The organism is Amphritea pacifica, assembly GCF_016924145.1.
GTDB classification, from domain to species: Bacteria; Pseudomonadota; Gammaproteobacteria; order Pseudomonadales; family Balneatricaceae; genus Amphritea; species Amphritea pacifica.
On sequence record NZ_JAFFZO010000009.1, the window covers coordinates 62,737 to 79,141 of the forward strand.

Sequence of the window (16,405 nt, forward strand, 5' to 3'; positions counted from 1 at the left end):
AGTTCAGTTGCATTTTGGTTGTAGTGGATTTTTGTGCGAATATTTGCGAAGCAAATGCACAAAAAGGAACGTAGACCAAAACGTCAACTGGAACTGATTGTTAAGCATTCTCACCCGCCAGATTTATTCTTTTCGTCGACAGTTTTTTGCTCTTCTTCAACAGCCTTATTTTCAGCCAAATCAAGAGCCTTACTCCAATTGATTCCGACATAATAAATTGCGATAGCAACCAAAACCCAAGAGGCAAAAGCTAACATTAGGCAGAAGCCAACGTATCGATAATCATCAACGTACCCAATTGAAATCTGTGACAAGGCGCTAAGAAATGAAAGTACTATTGCTGACATAAATAGGCGTGAAAAATTTTTTAATGGCCCGTAGTACTTCACCTCTTGCCCTAGTCTACGACGTTGGGCAATCTTCCGTTGATATTCCGGATTATCATAATAATCGTCCCTCATTGTTTTTAAGATGAATGTTTTCATCGAAAACAGGAAAGATCCGATAGTAAAGCCCGATACGAAAAGCGCTGTACGAAATTCTTGGTGATAAGTAACTAAACTATCCAGAGATAGCATCGGTCTGACTCCGCTCAGTGATTTTAGCAGTAAATATCCTTAGAGGCTGCTTAGTACTCCGATGCTTCCAATCAACATTCGGAGGCAACTTTCCAAACACTACATCGGTTTCCATGATTTTTTCAATCAGCCTTTCCAAGGCTTCACATTTATTGTATTCCTTCCATTTTACTAAAGGCAGCAGATCTACATACTCATCGTAATGTATGCGCCCGAAATTATCATTGTTCTCGCCCACAATGAGACTCAACTCTTCACCGGAGTGCGCCAAACCAATAACTCGCAATACAGTCTCTTCTTTTTGTTTAGCGTAAACACCAAAAACCTTTTTTATTTTATCGGTAACATCACCAATCATACTGTTCTGATCAATGTCTACAATAACCGACGATTTTTTGGAAATATCCTCTAACGGTGTGTAACGTCCACCGTCGGACAGTGCATTTGACGCTCTTAGAATAACCGACTTTATCGCTGAGTATCTCGGGAGGAGCTTACTGAGATCTGCAGGTGTCGCCAGAAGGGATAATGAAAAGCTCCCTGAATAACGCGCAGAAATCTTTTTACTTACATTTTTAACTGGCTTAGTACCAAACTCTGTTAGTTCATCTTTGTAAGATGATTTCTTATACTTTAAATCTTTGTCGTGACACTTTTTTAGAAGCTCAGCGAACCCTGTTGGTGAAACTGAGCCACTATAGCTGTAAAATAAACCTTTTAGCGTTATCGGATTGATAGAAAAAATTGATACTTCTGTGCCATGCTCATTTTTCTTTAGCGTGTTTTTTGTAACTTTTAGATCGCCATCCTTGTCCCTCGCAGTAATCAGAGATTTACGGCTCGATTTATAGCTTAAGACGATGCCACACAATAAACCATCTACCACATCTGTATAGAGAACAGTCTTTCGTGATTTCAAATCAATCTCTTTGTCTTCAATGGCTTCAATTTGCTGATAAAAGTCCCCTACAGTTACTCCTTTCGCCAGTTTAATTTCAAAGCCAAGTATGCTTACTCTCATTTTATATCCTTAACTTGGGGTATACCTGCTTAACAACTTTGCTATTGCGCCCGTTCAAGGTTCTAAAGCTTGCAAGCTTTGCTACCTTACAAGGTACGTTATCATCCGAGTATGGGTAAAATATGTATCGTAGAAGTCGTCAATATCAGGAATCTGTGACTCAGTTGGCAAAGGCAGGGGCTGTCAGAAAAGGATCAAGGATTGATGGTGTTCATCCTGAATACCCGTCTGAACTGTCTTGAGTGCCTGGCCGAGCTACACAGCTAATCAAAATCACAGACTATGATACGGGTACTCCTATTACCCACCAGACTTTACTTTATCCTAATAGCTTAATAATGACTACAAAGGCTGTTTTTTTTGCTTTTTCGAGCAAGTCGCGTAGCGACGTTCGAGCCACGAGCTAGCGGCGAAGCCGCGATCTAGCCACTAACCCATCCCAAAAGTGCGATATATCAGTTAATCATCGGTTTACACAAAAACTACTCATTTTAACTAACCTGCATGTTGCACTGCGTCATAAGAAGTTCATACTCTTACCATAGAGTAAATGCTAAGGCCGATAGCGCCTGTTATATAGGATTGAGCACGGTGACCCCGGGTTTCCAACCGCCGAATAGCTGGAGCAGTATAATGATTCTTTCAGAAAAGCCCCCCATCCATAACCAACTGGAATTCTTTATTGATGAAGCGGTTAAGGCTCGTCCGGTCACCACTGCCGTAGTACATCCAGTTGAACATAACGGTCTGATGGGCGCTATTGAAGCCGCTGAACGCGGTCTGATCGTACCTATTCTGGTGGGACCTGAGGCTAAAATACGGGCGGCTGCTGATAAGTATGAACTGAATATTGACGACTATGAACTGATCGATGTTGAGCACAGCCACGCTGCAGCAGAGCAGGCCGTTGGACTGATACGCGAAGCCCGGGCTGAAACCCTGATGAAGGGAGACCTGAGTACATCAGAGCTGCTCAGTGCAGTGATACACAAAACTCTGGGGATACGCACCGAACGGCGGCAAAGCCATATCTTTGTACTGGACGTTCCCAACTATCATAAACCGTTGATGATTACCGATGCGGCTATCAATGTTGCCCCAGACCTGCTCACCAAACGGGATATTGTGCAGAACGCAATCGACTTCTGCCACGCACTGGGGATGAAGGAGCCAAAAGTGGCAATTCTTGCGGCTGTCGAGAAAGTGAAGCCGACGATGCAGAGCACCATCGATGCTGCTTCACTGTGCAAAATGGCAGACCGGGGACAGATCACCGGCGCCATTCTTGATGGTCCGCTGGCCTTTGATAATGCGATATCCCTGCAGGCCGCTATCGATAAGCATATCTCATCACCGGTATCCGGCGATGCTGATATTCTTCTGGCACCCGACCTGGAATCAGCCAATATGATCGCCAAGCAGCTTATTTATCTGGCGGATGCCAAATCTGCGGGTATCGCCCTGGGTGCCCGTGCACCGATCATACTCAACAGCCGCTCTGACGGCACTCTGGCCCGCCTGGCATCCTGCGCTCTGGCATCTCACATGGTTCTGCATCCTCAAGGAGTGAAATAAGATGGGTCTGGTTCTGACAGTTAATGGCGGCTCTTCCAGCCTGAAATGCGCTCTGTTTTCACGCCACGAAAAGAAAGTGGAACCCCTGTATCAGTTCAAGCTGGGGAATATCCTTAACACGCCGGTCATGAAAGTCCTCTCCAGTGAGGGGAAAACACTGGAAAAGCTCGAACCCGACATGACCTCCATCGAGGTTGATGATCGCCATCAGGCGTGCCTCAATCTGGTGATACAGTGGGTGCGTAAACAGTTACCCGATAGCCGGATCTGCGCTTTTGGTCACCGGGTGGTCCATGGTGCAGAGGCGTTCAGCGATCCGGTCATGATTACGCCAGACATCATGAAGGCACTGGAAGAACTGATTCCGCTGGCTCCACTGCATCAGCCCTATAACCTGAAACTGATCCGTGCCTGCCAGCAACTGGAACCGGAGCTGCCACAGATCGCCTGCTTCGATACCATGTTCCATATCGGCCAGCCACAGGTGGAACGCCACTACGCCATTCCCCGCAAATACACTGAAGCCGGGATCCATCGATATGGTTTTCATGGCCTGTCCTACGAATATATTCAGCGCTCGCTGGAGCAAATAGGCAAAGGGGCGGAAAGTGACAACACCATTATCTGCCATCTCGGCGCGGGTGCCAGCATGTGCGCGGTCAGACAGGGCAGATCGATCGCCTCCTCTATGGGCTTTACTGCAGTAGACGGCCTGCCGATGGGCAGCCGTACCGGCAATATCGATCCAGGTGTACTGCTCTACCTGCAACGCCACTATGGAATGGATACCGACCAACTGGAAAACTTCCTCTACAAAGAGAGCGGCTGGCTGGGAGTCTCTGGTATCAGCTCCGATATGATAGCGCTGGAACAATCCGACCAGCCGGAAGCGGAAGAGGCGGTCGCCATGTTCGCCTATCGCGCCGCTCTGGAGATCGGTCGGCTGAGCGCTGCTCTGCAGGGGTTAGATCAGTTAGTCTTCACTGGCGGCGTGGGTGAAAATGACAGCAAACTGCGCAAGCGGATCTGCGATCAGTTGGAGTGGCTGGGAGTCAAACTCAACAAAAGCGCCAACAAAGAGGGCGAAGCCATTATCAGCAAAGCCAGCGCTAAGGTTATCGTTCGGGTGATACCAACCAATGAGGAAGCGATGATCGCATTGCATACGGGAGAGGTCTTAGCTGAAAGCTAGGATCTTCGCCGCTTCGCGGCTGATCAGACGTTGCTGCGCAACTAGCCGTAAGCGCAGTAGCTAGACGTTGCTTCGCAACTTGCTAGTGGTTAGACGGAAAACTTCGTTTTCCTTGCTAGAAAAAGCAAGAGCAGAGAGCTATTTTGGTTTTTGCTTAAGGAGCGGGTCTGGCGAGTGTCGCGAAGTGATACGCTCATGCGCACAGCTCGGTTTATCGCTGCGGGATACCCAGAGGGCATGCCAACACGGCTCCTGCAGAACCATCCCGCTTTTTCTAGCGAGTCACGAAGTGACGTTCTGACAAGCGACGCAGTCGCGTCTAACAAGTAGCGCGCAGCGCTACGGTCTTAATCCGCCGGTAGAGGGCATCCTTGAGCTCAGATCGTTCCTGCTTCAGCTGATGCATGGAGAGATCATCGATAGGAGAGTTATTCATCTCCAGCACCCGGATCTGCTTATCGAGGGATTGGTAATAACGGTTCTCTTTAGCAAAACGTTCGTCAGATTCTTTCAGTTGATCGATAACATCCTCATAATCAGGGAAATCATGTGCTAAAGAGTGCTCTTCACCTAACATTTGAAGTACCTCCTGTCGGTTTCTCAGTTCACTGTCGTTCTTACCACTATGGCTATTAACTTTTTAGTCAAAAAACCGTGATTCTTCCACTAATTCGCTGAAATAGCGGTTGGCAAGCTAGCAATGGGGGCGTTCTTTTAGATGACGAAACCACCTGTCACTGTATTCCCAATAAGCTTGATGTGTTGAAGGGCACAACACCGGCAGATGTTATGGTAAGGTTTATGGGCACACACTTGTCGAGGTTAAACTCTCCACTCTGCACTCTTTACTATCGACAAACTACCGAAAAATTCTTTTTCCTTTTTATTTAAACGCCTTACTTTTTAATAGCGGAGACTCTCGTTGCCAGAACACATAAAACAGATCACCTATTATCAAAAAGGTTCTGATCGGTGAATAAGCCGGACATTCCAGAGTGGGTCATTAAGCTTATTATCATGGTTGCCCTGCCTGCAGTGACCTGCTTTGGACTCTACTCGGTTGCTTATCTGGATAGTGACAGAGATATCTTCACACTGCCGGTTATACTCTCCTACCCTGTAGCCTTACTCGGCATAGCGGGCACCTATAAAACACTGGTCTCTCCGGCTAAAAATCACCTGAAATTAGCATTCTGGATTGCCTGTATCGTCGTTCCGGTGATGATACAGGTTGCAGTGAGATCAACCTGAGCAGAATCTGCGGCACTGTTGATAAACAAGTGTAGCTTATCGCCGCGAGGGCGCGCCTCCCACAAATCTGCGCCCCACTTTTTCTAGCAAGTGGCGGAGCCACGTCTAGCTCCCAGCAAGCTGCGAAGCAGCGTTCTAGCGACGTCTCTGCCGTACCGCCTCAAACAGACACACCCCTGTCGCCACCGATACATTCAGCGAGGAGACCTCGCCTGCCATATCGATTTTTACCAGAAAATCGCAGTGTTCACGGGTGAGGCGGCGCATCCCCTGGCCTTCGGCTCCCATCACCAGGGCCATTGGGCCTTTCAGGTCGGCATCGTAGATCAGAGTGTCCGCTTCGCCAGCGGTGCCGGTAATCCAGACTCCCCGCTGTTGAAGATCTTTCAGGGTGCGGGCCAGGTTAGTCACCAGCACATAGGGGACGACTTCAGCGGCACCGCAGGCCACTTTGCTGGCGGTGGCATTTAACGGCGCGGACTTGTCTTTCGGCGCGATCACCGCATGAACGCCAGCGGCATCCGCAGTACGCAAACAGGCGCCCAGATTATGGGGATCAGTGACACCATCCAGCACCAGCAGAAACGCGGGCTCTTCCAGCTTATCGAGCAGCGCCTCAAGAAACTGCTCGTTCTTCGCCTGAATCGGTTCGCAGGCGACCACAACTCCCTGATGCACACCGTCCTGCGCCATATTGTCCAGCTCTTTACGGCTGACCCACCCGACAGTGAGCTTTTTCTCTGCCGCCAGATCCAGTAGTTTCTGCATCCGGGCATCAACGCGCCCTTTCAGCACCCACATCCCTTTAACCCGTTTGCTATCACGTTGCAGGGTGGTGGTAGCCGCGTGGATACCGAAGATATATTCAGGACGCATTCTCTGTCTCATTCTGTTCGTTATTGTTACAGGTCTGACAAACCCAGCCGCAACTATTCTGTCTTACCAGTGCCACCAGCAGGCGGATCATCCCGGGATCGGCGTTCAGTGCCGGGATATACTGGTACTGCTCGCCTCCAGCCTGCATAAACAGATCCCTGTTTTCCACGGCGATCTCTTCCAGGGTTTCCAGACAGTCAGCAGAGAAGGCGGGACAGATGATATCAACCTGTTTTGTACCGCTCTTAGCGAGTTTCTCAAGGGTTTTATCGGTATAGGGCTGTAGCCAGGCTTTAGGACCAAAACGGGACTGAAAGGTGGTCTGCCACTGCCCGTCACTCAGGCCCAGCTCTGTTGCCAGCAGTTCAGAGGTGCGATAACAGTGTTCCGGATAGGGATCACCCTTATCGGCATACTCCTGCGGAATGCCATGATAGGAGAGCACCAGCTTGCCACTCTCAGGATGCTCTGCGCGGAAGGCCTTAACCGAATCAGCCAGCGCGCGGATATAGAGTGGATGGTCATGATAATCATGAACCACCCGGATATCGGGAAAATTGCGGGTCTTCAACTGGAAACGGGCGATCTGGTCATAGATCGGTGCGGTAGTGGTTGCCGAATACTGAGGATAAAGTGGCAGCACCAGAATTTTGCTGTAACCCGACTGTGTCAGTTCTTCCAGGCGCGCCGCCAGCCCCGGATTGCCATAGGTCATGGCGGAAAAAACCTGCATATCCTGATCCGGCATCGTTTGTTGCAACGCCAGTTGCAGCGCGGCCACCTGCTGATTGAGTATCAGCCGCAGGGGGGAATCCTGGTCCCAGATCGATGCGTATAGTTTTGCCACCTTGCGGGGACGAAAGGTCAGGATAATAGCATTGAGCACCGTTAACCAGATCAGCCGCATCACCCCATCGCCCTCTACCACCCGACGATCTGAGAGAAATTCTTTAAGATAGCGACGCACCGCTGCAGGAGTGGGTTGATCCGGTGAACCTAAATTAACCAGCAGTATTGCGGTTTTGGGGAGAGACATCTATCTATTTCCGATTACAGGCAAAGCGCTATTATCGCGGAATAACCGGCAATAAAAAACCGCTGTTTTGATTCAGGGATCAAAGCAGCGGTTTTTTATATTCACGCCAACGGCTTATTTTTCCAGAGACGCAAATACCGCATCACGGATATCTTCAACGCTGCCGACACCGGGAATGTAGCTGTACTTAGGTGCATCAGCAGGCGACTCTTCAGCCCAGCCTTTGTAATAGGTGATCAGCGGCGCGGTCTGTTCATGGTACACATCCAGACGCTGACGAACTGTCTCCTCTTTATCATCTTCACGCTGCACCAGATCTTCACCGGTGACATCATCTTTACCTTCGACAGCAGGCGGGTTGAAGATAACGTGATAGGTGCGACCGGAACCCGGATGAACACGACGGCCAGCCATCCGCTTGATGATTTCATCGTCAGCAACATCGATCTCAACAACCGCATCGATAGTCACACCGGCATCCTTCATCGCATCAGCTTGAGGAATAGTCCGTGGAAAACCATCAAACAGTGCACCATTAGCGCAATCAGCTTCAGTAATACGCTCTTTTACCAGACCAATAATAATCTCATCAGATACCAGACCACCGGCATCCATGACTTTTTTAGCTTCGATTCCCAGAGGAGTACCCGCTTTTACCGCTGCACGCAGCATATCGCCGGTGGAGATCTGGGGAATACCGTATTTTTCGCAGATGTACTGAGCCTGAGTACCTTTACCGGCACCCGGTGCACCCAAAAGAATAATTCGCATGTAAGGATTGCTCCGTTTCTAATTTTATAATGTAAAATCTTGAAGCCGGCCGTTTATTAGATAACCACCGGCTGAAATTTTTCTGAGTGGCAATATGTCACAATATCGTTCTATGCCTGCTACTCACAATTGGACATTCGGCCTACTACCAATTTCTAATTCTGCCAATTGCAGGAGACAATTTTTCTGCATTGTAATATTTACTACACAATGTCGTGGAAAACGAACGCTCGAGGTTAGTCAAAACCGGCTAAGGTAGCAACCCCCTAAAAGGATAACATCTGCTTTTGTTGACCGAAGTTATCAAAACCTCATGCCAGCGATACCCCGGCTTTCGGGGCATCGCCGCCATTCGTCCACCCGCCTGCGCTAAGCGTCCCTATCCTTGCCTGAGCGCCCCCCGGTGTTTATCCGGTATTGCGCATACCTGCCGAAATGCCAGCCATGGTAATCATCAACGCTTGCTCCAGCCGGGCATCCGGGTGATTACGGTCACGATAGAGCAGTTCCGCCTGCAGAAAGTGCAATGGATCGATATAGGGGTTGCGCACCTCAATCGACTGACGGATCACCGGACTATGCTCCAGCAGTGTCTCCTGCTGCTTAATCTTTTTCACCAGTTCAATGGTTTTCGCCAGGCGACAGCGCAGATCGGCCCCCAGCACCGCCAGCTCTTCTGATACCAGCCGTTTTTCATAGTAAGCGGCAATGTTAGCATCTGACTTGGCCATCACCATCTCCAGCATATCCATATAGGAGCGGAAGAATGGCCAGTCCCTGCGCATCGTCTGCACCAGTTCAAACTGACCTTTATCCAGTGTCTGCTGCAGGGCGACATCACTGCCCAGCCAGGCTGGCAACATCAGGCGGATCTGTGTCCAGGCAAAGATCCAGGGGATGGCCCGCAAGCTTTCAACACCGCCATCCGCCTTACGTTTTGCCGGACGGCTGCCCAGCGGTAGTTTTGCCAGTTCCTGTTCCGGGGTTGCCGAGCGGAAATAGGGCACAAACTGAGGATCAAAGCGTACCACATCACGATAGGCGGTCAGGCCCGCCAGCGACATCTCATCCATCAACTGACGCCATTCGGGCCTCGGCCCGGGAGCCGGTGCCAGAGTTGCCTCGAGGGTCGCCGAGGTATACAGCTCCAGATTACGTACCGCGATCTCCGGCACCCCGAACTTAAAGCGGATCATCTCGCCCTGCTCGGTTACCCGCAGGCTGCCGGCCACAGACCCCGGAGGCTGTGCCAGAATCGCAGTATGGCTGGGGCCGCCACCACGACCAACCGTGCCGCCCCGGCCGTGAAACAGAGTCAGGTGAACACCGTAGTCTTTACATACCCTGGTCAGTGCTTCCTGAGCCCGATACTGTCCCCAGGCTGCCGCCAACTGCCCGGCATCCTTCGATGAGTCGGAATAACCGATCATGACTTCCTGGTGCCCCCCGGTGTAATCTCTGTACCAGGGAATAGCCAGCAACTGGCGGATACAGTTTTCGGCGTTATCCAGGTCATCCAGCGTTTCAAACAGCGGCGCAACCCGCATATTGTGATGAATACCGCTCTCTTTCAGCAGCAGGATAACCGCCAGTACATCCGATGGCTGACTGGCCATGGAGATAACATAGGAGCCCAGAGAGTTCGGTTCTTCACGGGCGACCACGCTAAAGGTATCCAGTACCTCCTGAACATTTTCCGAGGGAGACCACTCGCGGGGCAACAAAGGACGCTTCTCCTGTAGCTCCTTCAGCAGAAACATCTGCTTGTTGGTTTCACTCCATTCGCTGTAACAACCGATACCGTAAAAGCCCGTCAGCTCGTCCATGACCTCTGCATGACGATCAGAATTCTGGCGAATATCCAGATTCACCAGAGTCATCCCAAAGCACGCCACCCGCCGTATCGTATCACTCAGCAAACCATCAGCGATTACACTCATATTACAGCTACGCAACGAGGCATCGATCAGTAACAGGGGTTCCAGCAATTGCCGGGGATAGATATACACCCCCTCTTTATCTACCGGCCGCCCCTCAAGACGCTCAGTGGTCCAGCGCTTGGTTTGCGTCAGATGGGTGCATACCGTACGCAACAGTTCACGGTAGGGCTCCGGATGATCACCTACCCGCTCACGCAACTCCGCACTGCACTCATTCATCGATAGCTCACTGCGCAAGCGGTCAATATCTTTGATATAAAGATCGGCCGCCATCCAACGGGACAGTAATAATACTTTCTCGGTGGTCACAGAGGTAACATTGGGATTGCCATCACGGTCGCCCCCCATCCAGGAGGCAAACCGCACCGGCGAGCTGCTCAGTGGCAGATGTTCACCGGTCGCATCAAACAGCTGCTTATCAATATGCCGCAGGAATACCGGCACCGCCTCCCAAAGGGAGTTTTCAATCACCGCAAATCCCCACTTCGCTTCATCCACCGGCGTCGGTCTCTGCTTGCGAATGGCGTCTGTGTGCCAGGCCTGGCTGATCAGTTCATGCAGCCGGTGATAGAGGTCTTCTCCCCGATCAATTCTTTGCAGGCATTCGGTAATGGCATCAAACTTCTGGATCAGCGTGCGCCGGTTAACCTCAGTTGGATGAGCTGTCAGAACCAGTTCAACATCCATATCCTGCACCGCTGCGGCGATCTGCTCTTTTGATAAACCCTGCTGTTGCAACCGGCCGAGCAGGCCACAGAATGAGTCACTGGTACAGACATCCATAATGCCTGAACGACGACGCACCCGATGATGTTCCTCAGCGATATTGGACAGGTTGAGAAATTGAGTAAAGGCTCTGGCAACCGGCAGCAGATCATCATCACCCAGCTCACTGAGGGTTTTGAGCAGTTCATCATCGACAGGTTTGCCCGATGATCTGGCCGCTTTGGAGAGCGCCCGGATCTTTTCAATTTTATCAAGAAACAGCTGGCCTTTATGCTCAACAATGGTCTGTCCCAGACAATCACCGAGCATCCGGACATCGTCCCTCAGGTCTTCATGAAGCGTTGTCATTCAGTGTCCCCTGTCATCTCTGCGAAGTTCTATTGATACTACATAGTTTGTGCAAAGCACAAATACTATCTTAGTCTCAGTTCGTCAGCCCAACGTATTAAAGACCGGTTAACTGCTGCAGTTTCCTCAGGGCTATTTCAACACTGTGCTCATTTGAGTAGCGAATCTCGACCTCCGGCACAGGAGCACCCTCAAGTATCAGGGCGATTCGATAGTCGGTTTCAGTTTCTGCGCTGCTACGAAAACGAACCTCTGCGTCTTTAAGCTGATCGAAACCGAGACGCAGATATCCACTCGGCACCAGGACCGCCACCTGACGCTGGGTGGTACTGACCAGCAGACCGGGATTGCCTTTAAGGTCATCAGAGATCTGGAACCCGGCGCTGACCAGTTGCTTACGCTGCCCATCGATGCGCTGGTAGTTCCAGTACCCCAGCCCGGCCATCACAATCAGCGCGACAATAAACCATTGAAATGATCCCATCGATTATCTCCCGCGGGCTGCGACTAAAGCCCTTTCCGTTTAGCTTCGTTCCACCAGTGGTCCAGTTCATCGAGGGTGAACGCCTGCCAATCTCCAGAGGAGCGCTCGACCTGGTCTTCGATATAATTAAAGCGATTGGTAAACTTCTGATTGGTGTAGCGCAACGCCGTCTCCGGATTAACCCCCATATGACGGGCCAGATTCACCTGAGCAAACAGCAGATCGCCAAGCTCATGCTCCATCTCCAGCTGATCACCAGCAGCGATCGCTTCGCGCAACTCCGCGATCTCCTCCTCAATCTTATCCAGCACTGGCAGCACATCACCCCAGTCAAAGCCGACCCGGGCAGCCCTTTTCTGCAATTTTTCAGCCCGGTTGAGTGCCGGTAGTGCCATCGGGATATCATCCAGCACCCGGGGTTCCTGAAATGGCTTTTCACCCCGTTCCTCTGCCTTGATCACTTCCCAGGTCTCTTTGATTTGTTGCTCATCCAACGCCGTGGAACTACGCCGGCTGGTCAGAGTTCCCTCGGGAAAGACATGGGGGTGACGACGAATCAGTTTCTTTACCAGGGTATCGACGATATCGTCAAAATTATAGCCCTGCTGCTCTTCCGCCAGGCGGGCATAAAAGATCACCTGAAACAGCAGGTCTCCCAGTTCGCCCTGCAGGTGCTGCCAGTCCTGTCGCTCGATGGTATCGGCCACCTCATACGCCTCTTCAAGGGTATGGGGAACAATGCTGGCAAAATCCTGTTTCAGATCCCAGGGACAACCATCCTCAGGGTCCCGCAGCCGGGCCATCAGCGTTTGCAGATCGTCAAGGGTATAACGCATCAGCGGGTACCACTCCGCTGTCGATGCACCTCGGTAACGTTTGGAATCTGGTTGATCTTGTCCATAATCTTACCCAACAGCTCGAGGCGACTGATCTCAATCGTAAGTGTCAGATAGGCTATATTGCTCTTCTTATCCGACTGAGTATTCGCGGCGATCAGGTTAACATTCTCGTTTGCCATCACCATCATCAGATCGCGCAGCAGACCAGCCCGGTCAAAGGCTTCCACATAGATATCTACCGGGTAGGTTGACTCGCCCTCTTCTCCCCAACTGACTTCAACCATCCGTTCCCGCTCCTGCTGACGCAGCTGAAAAGCGTTGGTACAGTCATCCCGGTGAATAGAGACACCCCGGCTTTTGGTGATATAACCGATAATCGGATCGCCCGGTACCGGCTTACAACACGGAGCAATAGTCGTCAGCAGATTACCCACCCCGCGTATTTTTATCCCTTCATAAACGGACTGAGAACGAACACTGCTGCCGGGCAATGCCAGATCCAGCTGTTCATCGTGATGATCCGTCTCAACCTGCTGTTGCGCGGCGTTGATCACTTGCGAAAGACGGATATCCCCGGCGCCCAGCGCAGCATACATATCATCGGCAGAACGATGATTAACCGCCTTCGCCATCAGATCAAAATTAAGATCGGCATTCTCCAGCGCCAGACGGCGGAACTCACGATCGATAATTTTCTTACCGGCGGCGGCGTTTTTATCTTTGTCCTGAAGTTTAAACCAGTGTTGAATCTTGGCCCGTGAACGGGCGCTGGTGATGTACCCCAGGTTTGGGTTGAGCCAGTCACGCCGCGGATGCTCTTCACTTGCGGTCAGGATCTCCACCTGATCGCCGGTCTGAAGCTGACGGGTCAGAGGGACGATCCGGCCGTTCAGTTTTGCTCCGCGACAGCGGTGTCCCACTTCGGTATGCACCCGGTAAGCAAAATCGACCGGTGTCGAGCCCACCGGCATATCGACGACATGACCATCCGGGGTAAAGACATAAACCCGGTCATGGGTCACATCGCCACCGATCACCTCAGAAAACTCTTCAGTGCCTCCCAGATCCTCAGTCCACTCAAGCACCTGACGCAGCCAGGCGATCTTGTCTTCATAACTGGAGCTTTGTGAGTGGGTATCGGTGCCTTTATAGAGCCAGTGTGCGCAAACCCCTAACTCTGCCTCTTCATGCATCGAAAACGTCCGGATCTGAATCTCCAGTACTTTGCCAGAGGGACCAAATACCGCGGTATGCAGGGAACGATAACCGTTGGGTTTAGGCGATGCGATGTAGTCATCAAACTCGTGGGGGATGTTACGCCACAAGCCGTGAACAATACCCAGCACGGTATAACAGTCACGAATCTCCGGCACCAGAATCCGCACCGCACGGATATCATAAACCTGGTTAAAGGCGATGTTCTTACGCTGCATTTTACGCCAGATACTGTAGATGTGTTTGGCGCGTCCCATCACATCGCCATCAATATTGACCTTTTTCAACTCAGCATTAAGAATGCTCACCGCATCTTCGATGAACTGTTGACGATCCAGGCGCTTCTCATCCAGCAATGACGCAATCTGCTTGTAGTCGTTGGGTTTGAGATAGCGAAATGAGAGATCTTCCAGTTCCCACTTGATATGACCGATCCCCAGCCGGTGAGCCAGCGGCGCATACACATCAAACACCTCCCGCGCCACCAGATAACGCTTCTTACGGGAGTCACTCTTAACACGACGAATAGCACAGGTGCGCTCGGCAATCTTGATCAGCACGACCCGCACATCATCGATCATCGACACCAGCATTTTGCGGACGTTGTCCAGCGGGTTACCGCTCTGGCCCAGCACATTCTCACGCCGGGGGTTCTGTCGACTGCCGATAGCAGCCATCTGCAACACGCCATCGATCAGCGTAGCAATTGTCTGACTGAAGCGACGGCGAATATCTTCCAGTGTGGTACGCTTTTCACGAACACTGCGATACAGGATGGCGGCTACCAGCGCGTCCTGATCCTGATTCAGTTCAATAAGAATCTGGGCCATCTCCAGCCCGGTGAGGTAACTGTCACTGTCTTTCCATGAATCTTCCGAAGGTTCAGCCTCCTCTTTCAGCTGTTTGGCATAAAGACAGGCCTGACGGACGGTATCTATATCCTTAACCTCGACCTGCTCCTGCAGCCTTTCCAGCCACAGATCCAGATCGACACTACCGTCAGCATGTATTGGATGATCTTCGCGTACTTTTACCACAGCGCTACGCCGCTCCCTTGTATACCTTCGTGATGCCACTCATATTGCGCTATCTGCACCCTGCTGATGACCACGTTATAACAGTAGCAGGGGCCAAAATATTATGAATCCATAGCACTTACAGCGGCCCATTTTAGTATTTCAGCCATGCAATAGCGAGTATGTTCAGCGTAAATCGGGGTATGCTGTCGGTAATCAGGGGCGGGAAAACCGGCTTTCTAATTAAAAAAGAAAACCCGCTGGCCGATCCGCCATACCGGTTGAGGGGCTGATTTCAGGAAGGTTTAACGGCGATACCCGTCACCAGTTGTCTTACCAGCCGCGGAAAGGCGTGATGCTGATAGCGCTGTAGCTGCGGCACCTCAAAACCAGCGCGGGAAATAAGCTCTGCAGTCTCCCGGTTCAGCTGGCAGCCCCCGGCACACCGTCGCCAGAAGGGATTAAGACGATGTTGCCAGCGCTGTACTGCAATGTCATCTGAGAGCACATGCTCAAAGAATAGCAGTTGCCCGCCCGGCCTGAGCACGCGATAAATTTCCTGCAACACCTTTTGCGGATGAGGCACGGAACAGAGCACAAGAAAGCAGACCACTGTATCAAACTGGTTATCTGCCAACGGGATATCCATCGCATCAGCAACCAGTAACTGAATTTTATTACGCTGAACTTCCGGTAAAGCTGCCAGAACTGCGCTGGCTTTCTGCATCACTCCGGTATCAGGCTCAAGTGCATACAGTTCAGAGACCTGCCCCGGATAACAATCAAAGCTGGTGCCGGTACCTGCGCCAATCTCCAGCACGGTCCCTCTGGCATAGCTCAGGAGTTGCTCTCTTTCAGGAGCGACCAGCTTCGATACCCGGTCCAGCAACCAGGGAAACAACCAGCGATAATATGGATTGAATCGGCGTAGACTCATCTCTTGGCATCCACTATTCTTGTACTGAAATTACGTACTTTTGTTTTACATTTCAGGAGCTTTACCTATGGCACGTATCAAAATTGATATGCCCGAAAACTACAGTTTCACCACCGAAATACCGGTACGTATCAGTGATATTAACTATGCTGGCCACCTCAGCAACGACGCTGTGTTATCCATCGTACATGAAGCACGACTTCGTTATCTGAACTCCCACAACTATACAGAGCAGGATATCGAAGGTTCAGGCATTATTATGACCGACTCGGTTATCGTCTATAAGGCCGAGAGTTTTTACGGTGACCTGATACAGATCGATATTACTGTGGGCGACTTCAATAAGTATGGCTGTGATATCTACTACCTTCTCAGCAATAAGAAGACAGCGGTAGAGATCGCCCATGTCAAAACCGGTATCGTATTTTTTGATTACACCGAAGGAAAGGTGGTGACCGTACCCGAAGGGTTTAAAGACAGAATCATCAAAGTGGTTTAAACACCCGAGTCTGACTGTTTAATAATTACTCAAAAAAAACAGTTTAACTGGTTGAAAAAAATACAGAAATGACAACCTGAACGAATTTTAACCCACCGCCG

General features: G+C 50.8%; 15 protein-coding genes. 4 read left to right on the top strand and 11 right to left on the bottom strand.

Features of this window, described 5'->3' with window-relative positions; genetic code table 11:
• Positions 1-110 precede the first annotated feature (110 nt).
• Positions 111-578 (bottom strand): hypothetical protein, encoded by a 468-nt coding sequence (locus JW499_RS06480; RefSeq protein ID WP_205209830.1) that lies wholly within the window; start codon positions 576-578, stop codon positions 111-113.
• Positions 562-1,599, bottom strand: coding sequence for a hypothetical protein (locus tag JW499_RS06485; protein WP_205209831.1), 1,038 nt, complete (start codon positions 1,597-1,599; stop codon positions 562-564). The genes JW499_RS06480 and JW499_RS06485 overlap by 17 nt, the downstream gene beginning before the upstream one ends.
• A gap of 633 nt (positions 1,600-2,232) precedes the next feature.
• Here JW499_RS06485 and JW499_RS06490 point away from each other — a divergent pair.
• Both JW499_RS06490 and JW499_RS06495 read left to right on the top strand, forming a co-directional pair.
• Complete coding sequence (locus tag JW499_RS06490; protein WP_205209832.1) at positions 2,233-3,174, top strand: bifunctional enoyl-CoA hydratase/phosphate acetyltransferase; 942 nt, start codon at positions 2,233-2,235, stop codon at positions 3,172-3,174.
• A gap of 1 nt (position 3,175) precedes the next feature.
• The gene (locus JW499_RS06495; RefSeq protein WP_205209833.1) at positions 3,176-4,366 is read left to right on the top strand and encodes an acetate/propionate family kinase; all 1,191 of its coding nucleotides are present in this window, start codon (positions 3,176-3,178) and stop codon (positions 4,364-4,366) included.
• A 319-nt stretch (positions 4,367-4,685) separates the two neighbouring features.
• Here JW499_RS06495 and JW499_RS06500 read toward each other — a convergent pair whose 3' ends face one another.
• Entirely contained in the window at positions 4,686-4,943 is a 258-nt protein-coding gene (locus JW499_RS06500; protein ID WP_205209834.1) for a YdcH family protein, read from the bottom strand.
• Between the two features lie 395 nt (positions 4,944-5,338).
• Between JW499_RS06500 and JW499_RS06505 the strand changes: the two genes are divergently transcribed.
• On the top strand, positions 5,339-5,617 hold the full coding sequence (locus JW499_RS06505) for a hypothetical protein (RefSeq protein ID WP_205209835.1): 279 nt from the start codon (positions 5,339-5,341) through the stop codon (positions 5,615-5,617).
• A gap of 135 nt (positions 5,618-5,752) precedes the next feature.
• On the opposite strand, the gene rlmB is transcribed toward JW499_RS06505, so the two are convergent.
• The 8 genes from rlmB to JW499_RS06545 all read right to left on the bottom strand — a co-directional run bounded on the left by rlmB (position 5,753) and on the right by JW499_RS06545 (position 15,805).
• A complete protein-coding gene (gene rlmB / locus JW499_RS06510) occupies positions 5,753-6,493 on the bottom strand; it encodes a 23S rRNA (guanosine(2251)-2'-O)-methyltransferase RlmB (protein ID WP_205209836.1) in 741 nt (246 codons plus the stop codon).
• Positions 6,483-7,529, bottom strand: coding sequence for a ferrochelatase (gene hemH, locus JW499_RS06515; protein WP_205209837.1), 1,047 nt, complete (start codon positions 7,527-7,529; stop codon positions 6,483-6,485). The genes rlmB and hemH overlap by 11 nt, the downstream gene beginning before the upstream one ends.
• A gap of 114 nt (positions 7,530-7,643) precedes the next feature.
• A complete protein-coding gene (adk, locus tag JW499_RS06520) occupies positions 7,644-8,300 on the bottom strand; it encodes an adenylate kinase (protein WP_205209838.1) in 657 nt (218 codons plus the stop codon).
• Between the two features lie 407 nt (positions 8,301-8,707).
• Positions 8,708-11,314, bottom strand: coding sequence for a phosphoenolpyruvate carboxylase (gene ppc, locus JW499_RS06525; protein ID WP_205209839.1), 2,607 nt, complete (start codon positions 11,312-11,314; stop codon positions 8,708-8,710).
• 97 nt (positions 11,315-11,411) lie between these two features.
• Positions 11,412-11,798 (bottom strand): hypothetical protein, encoded by a 387-nt coding sequence (locus JW499_RS06530; protein WP_205209840.1) that lies wholly within the window; start codon positions 11,796-11,798, stop codon positions 11,412-11,414.
• Between the two features lie 23 nt (positions 11,799-11,821).
• A complete protein-coding gene (gene mazG / locus JW499_RS06535; protein ID WP_205209841.1) occupies positions 11,822-12,634 on the bottom strand; it encodes a nucleoside triphosphate pyrophosphohydrolase in 813 nt (270 codons plus the stop codon).
• On the bottom strand, positions 12,634-14,889 hold the full coding sequence (gene relA, locus JW499_RS06540; RefSeq protein WP_205209842.1) for a GTP diphosphokinase: 2,256 nt from the start codon (positions 14,887-14,889) through the stop codon (positions 12,634-12,636). Before relA ends, mazG begins: the two co-directional genes overlap by 1 nt.
• A 274-nt stretch (positions 14,890-15,163) precedes the next feature.
• Entirely contained in the window at positions 15,164-15,805 is a 642-nt protein-coding gene (locus JW499_RS06545) for a class I SAM-dependent methyltransferase (protein WP_205209843.1), read from the bottom strand.
• Between the two features lie 67 nt (positions 15,806-15,872).
• Between JW499_RS06545 and JW499_RS06550 the strand changes: the two genes are divergently transcribed.
• Positions 15,873-16,304 carry an acyl-CoA thioesterase gene (locus tag JW499_RS06550; RefSeq protein WP_205209844.1) on the top strand — a complete coding sequence of 144 codons (432 nt, stop codon included), beginning with the start codon at positions 15,873-15,875 and terminating at the stop codon, positions 16,302-16,304.
• Positions 16,305-16,405: the final 101 nt, after the last annotated feature.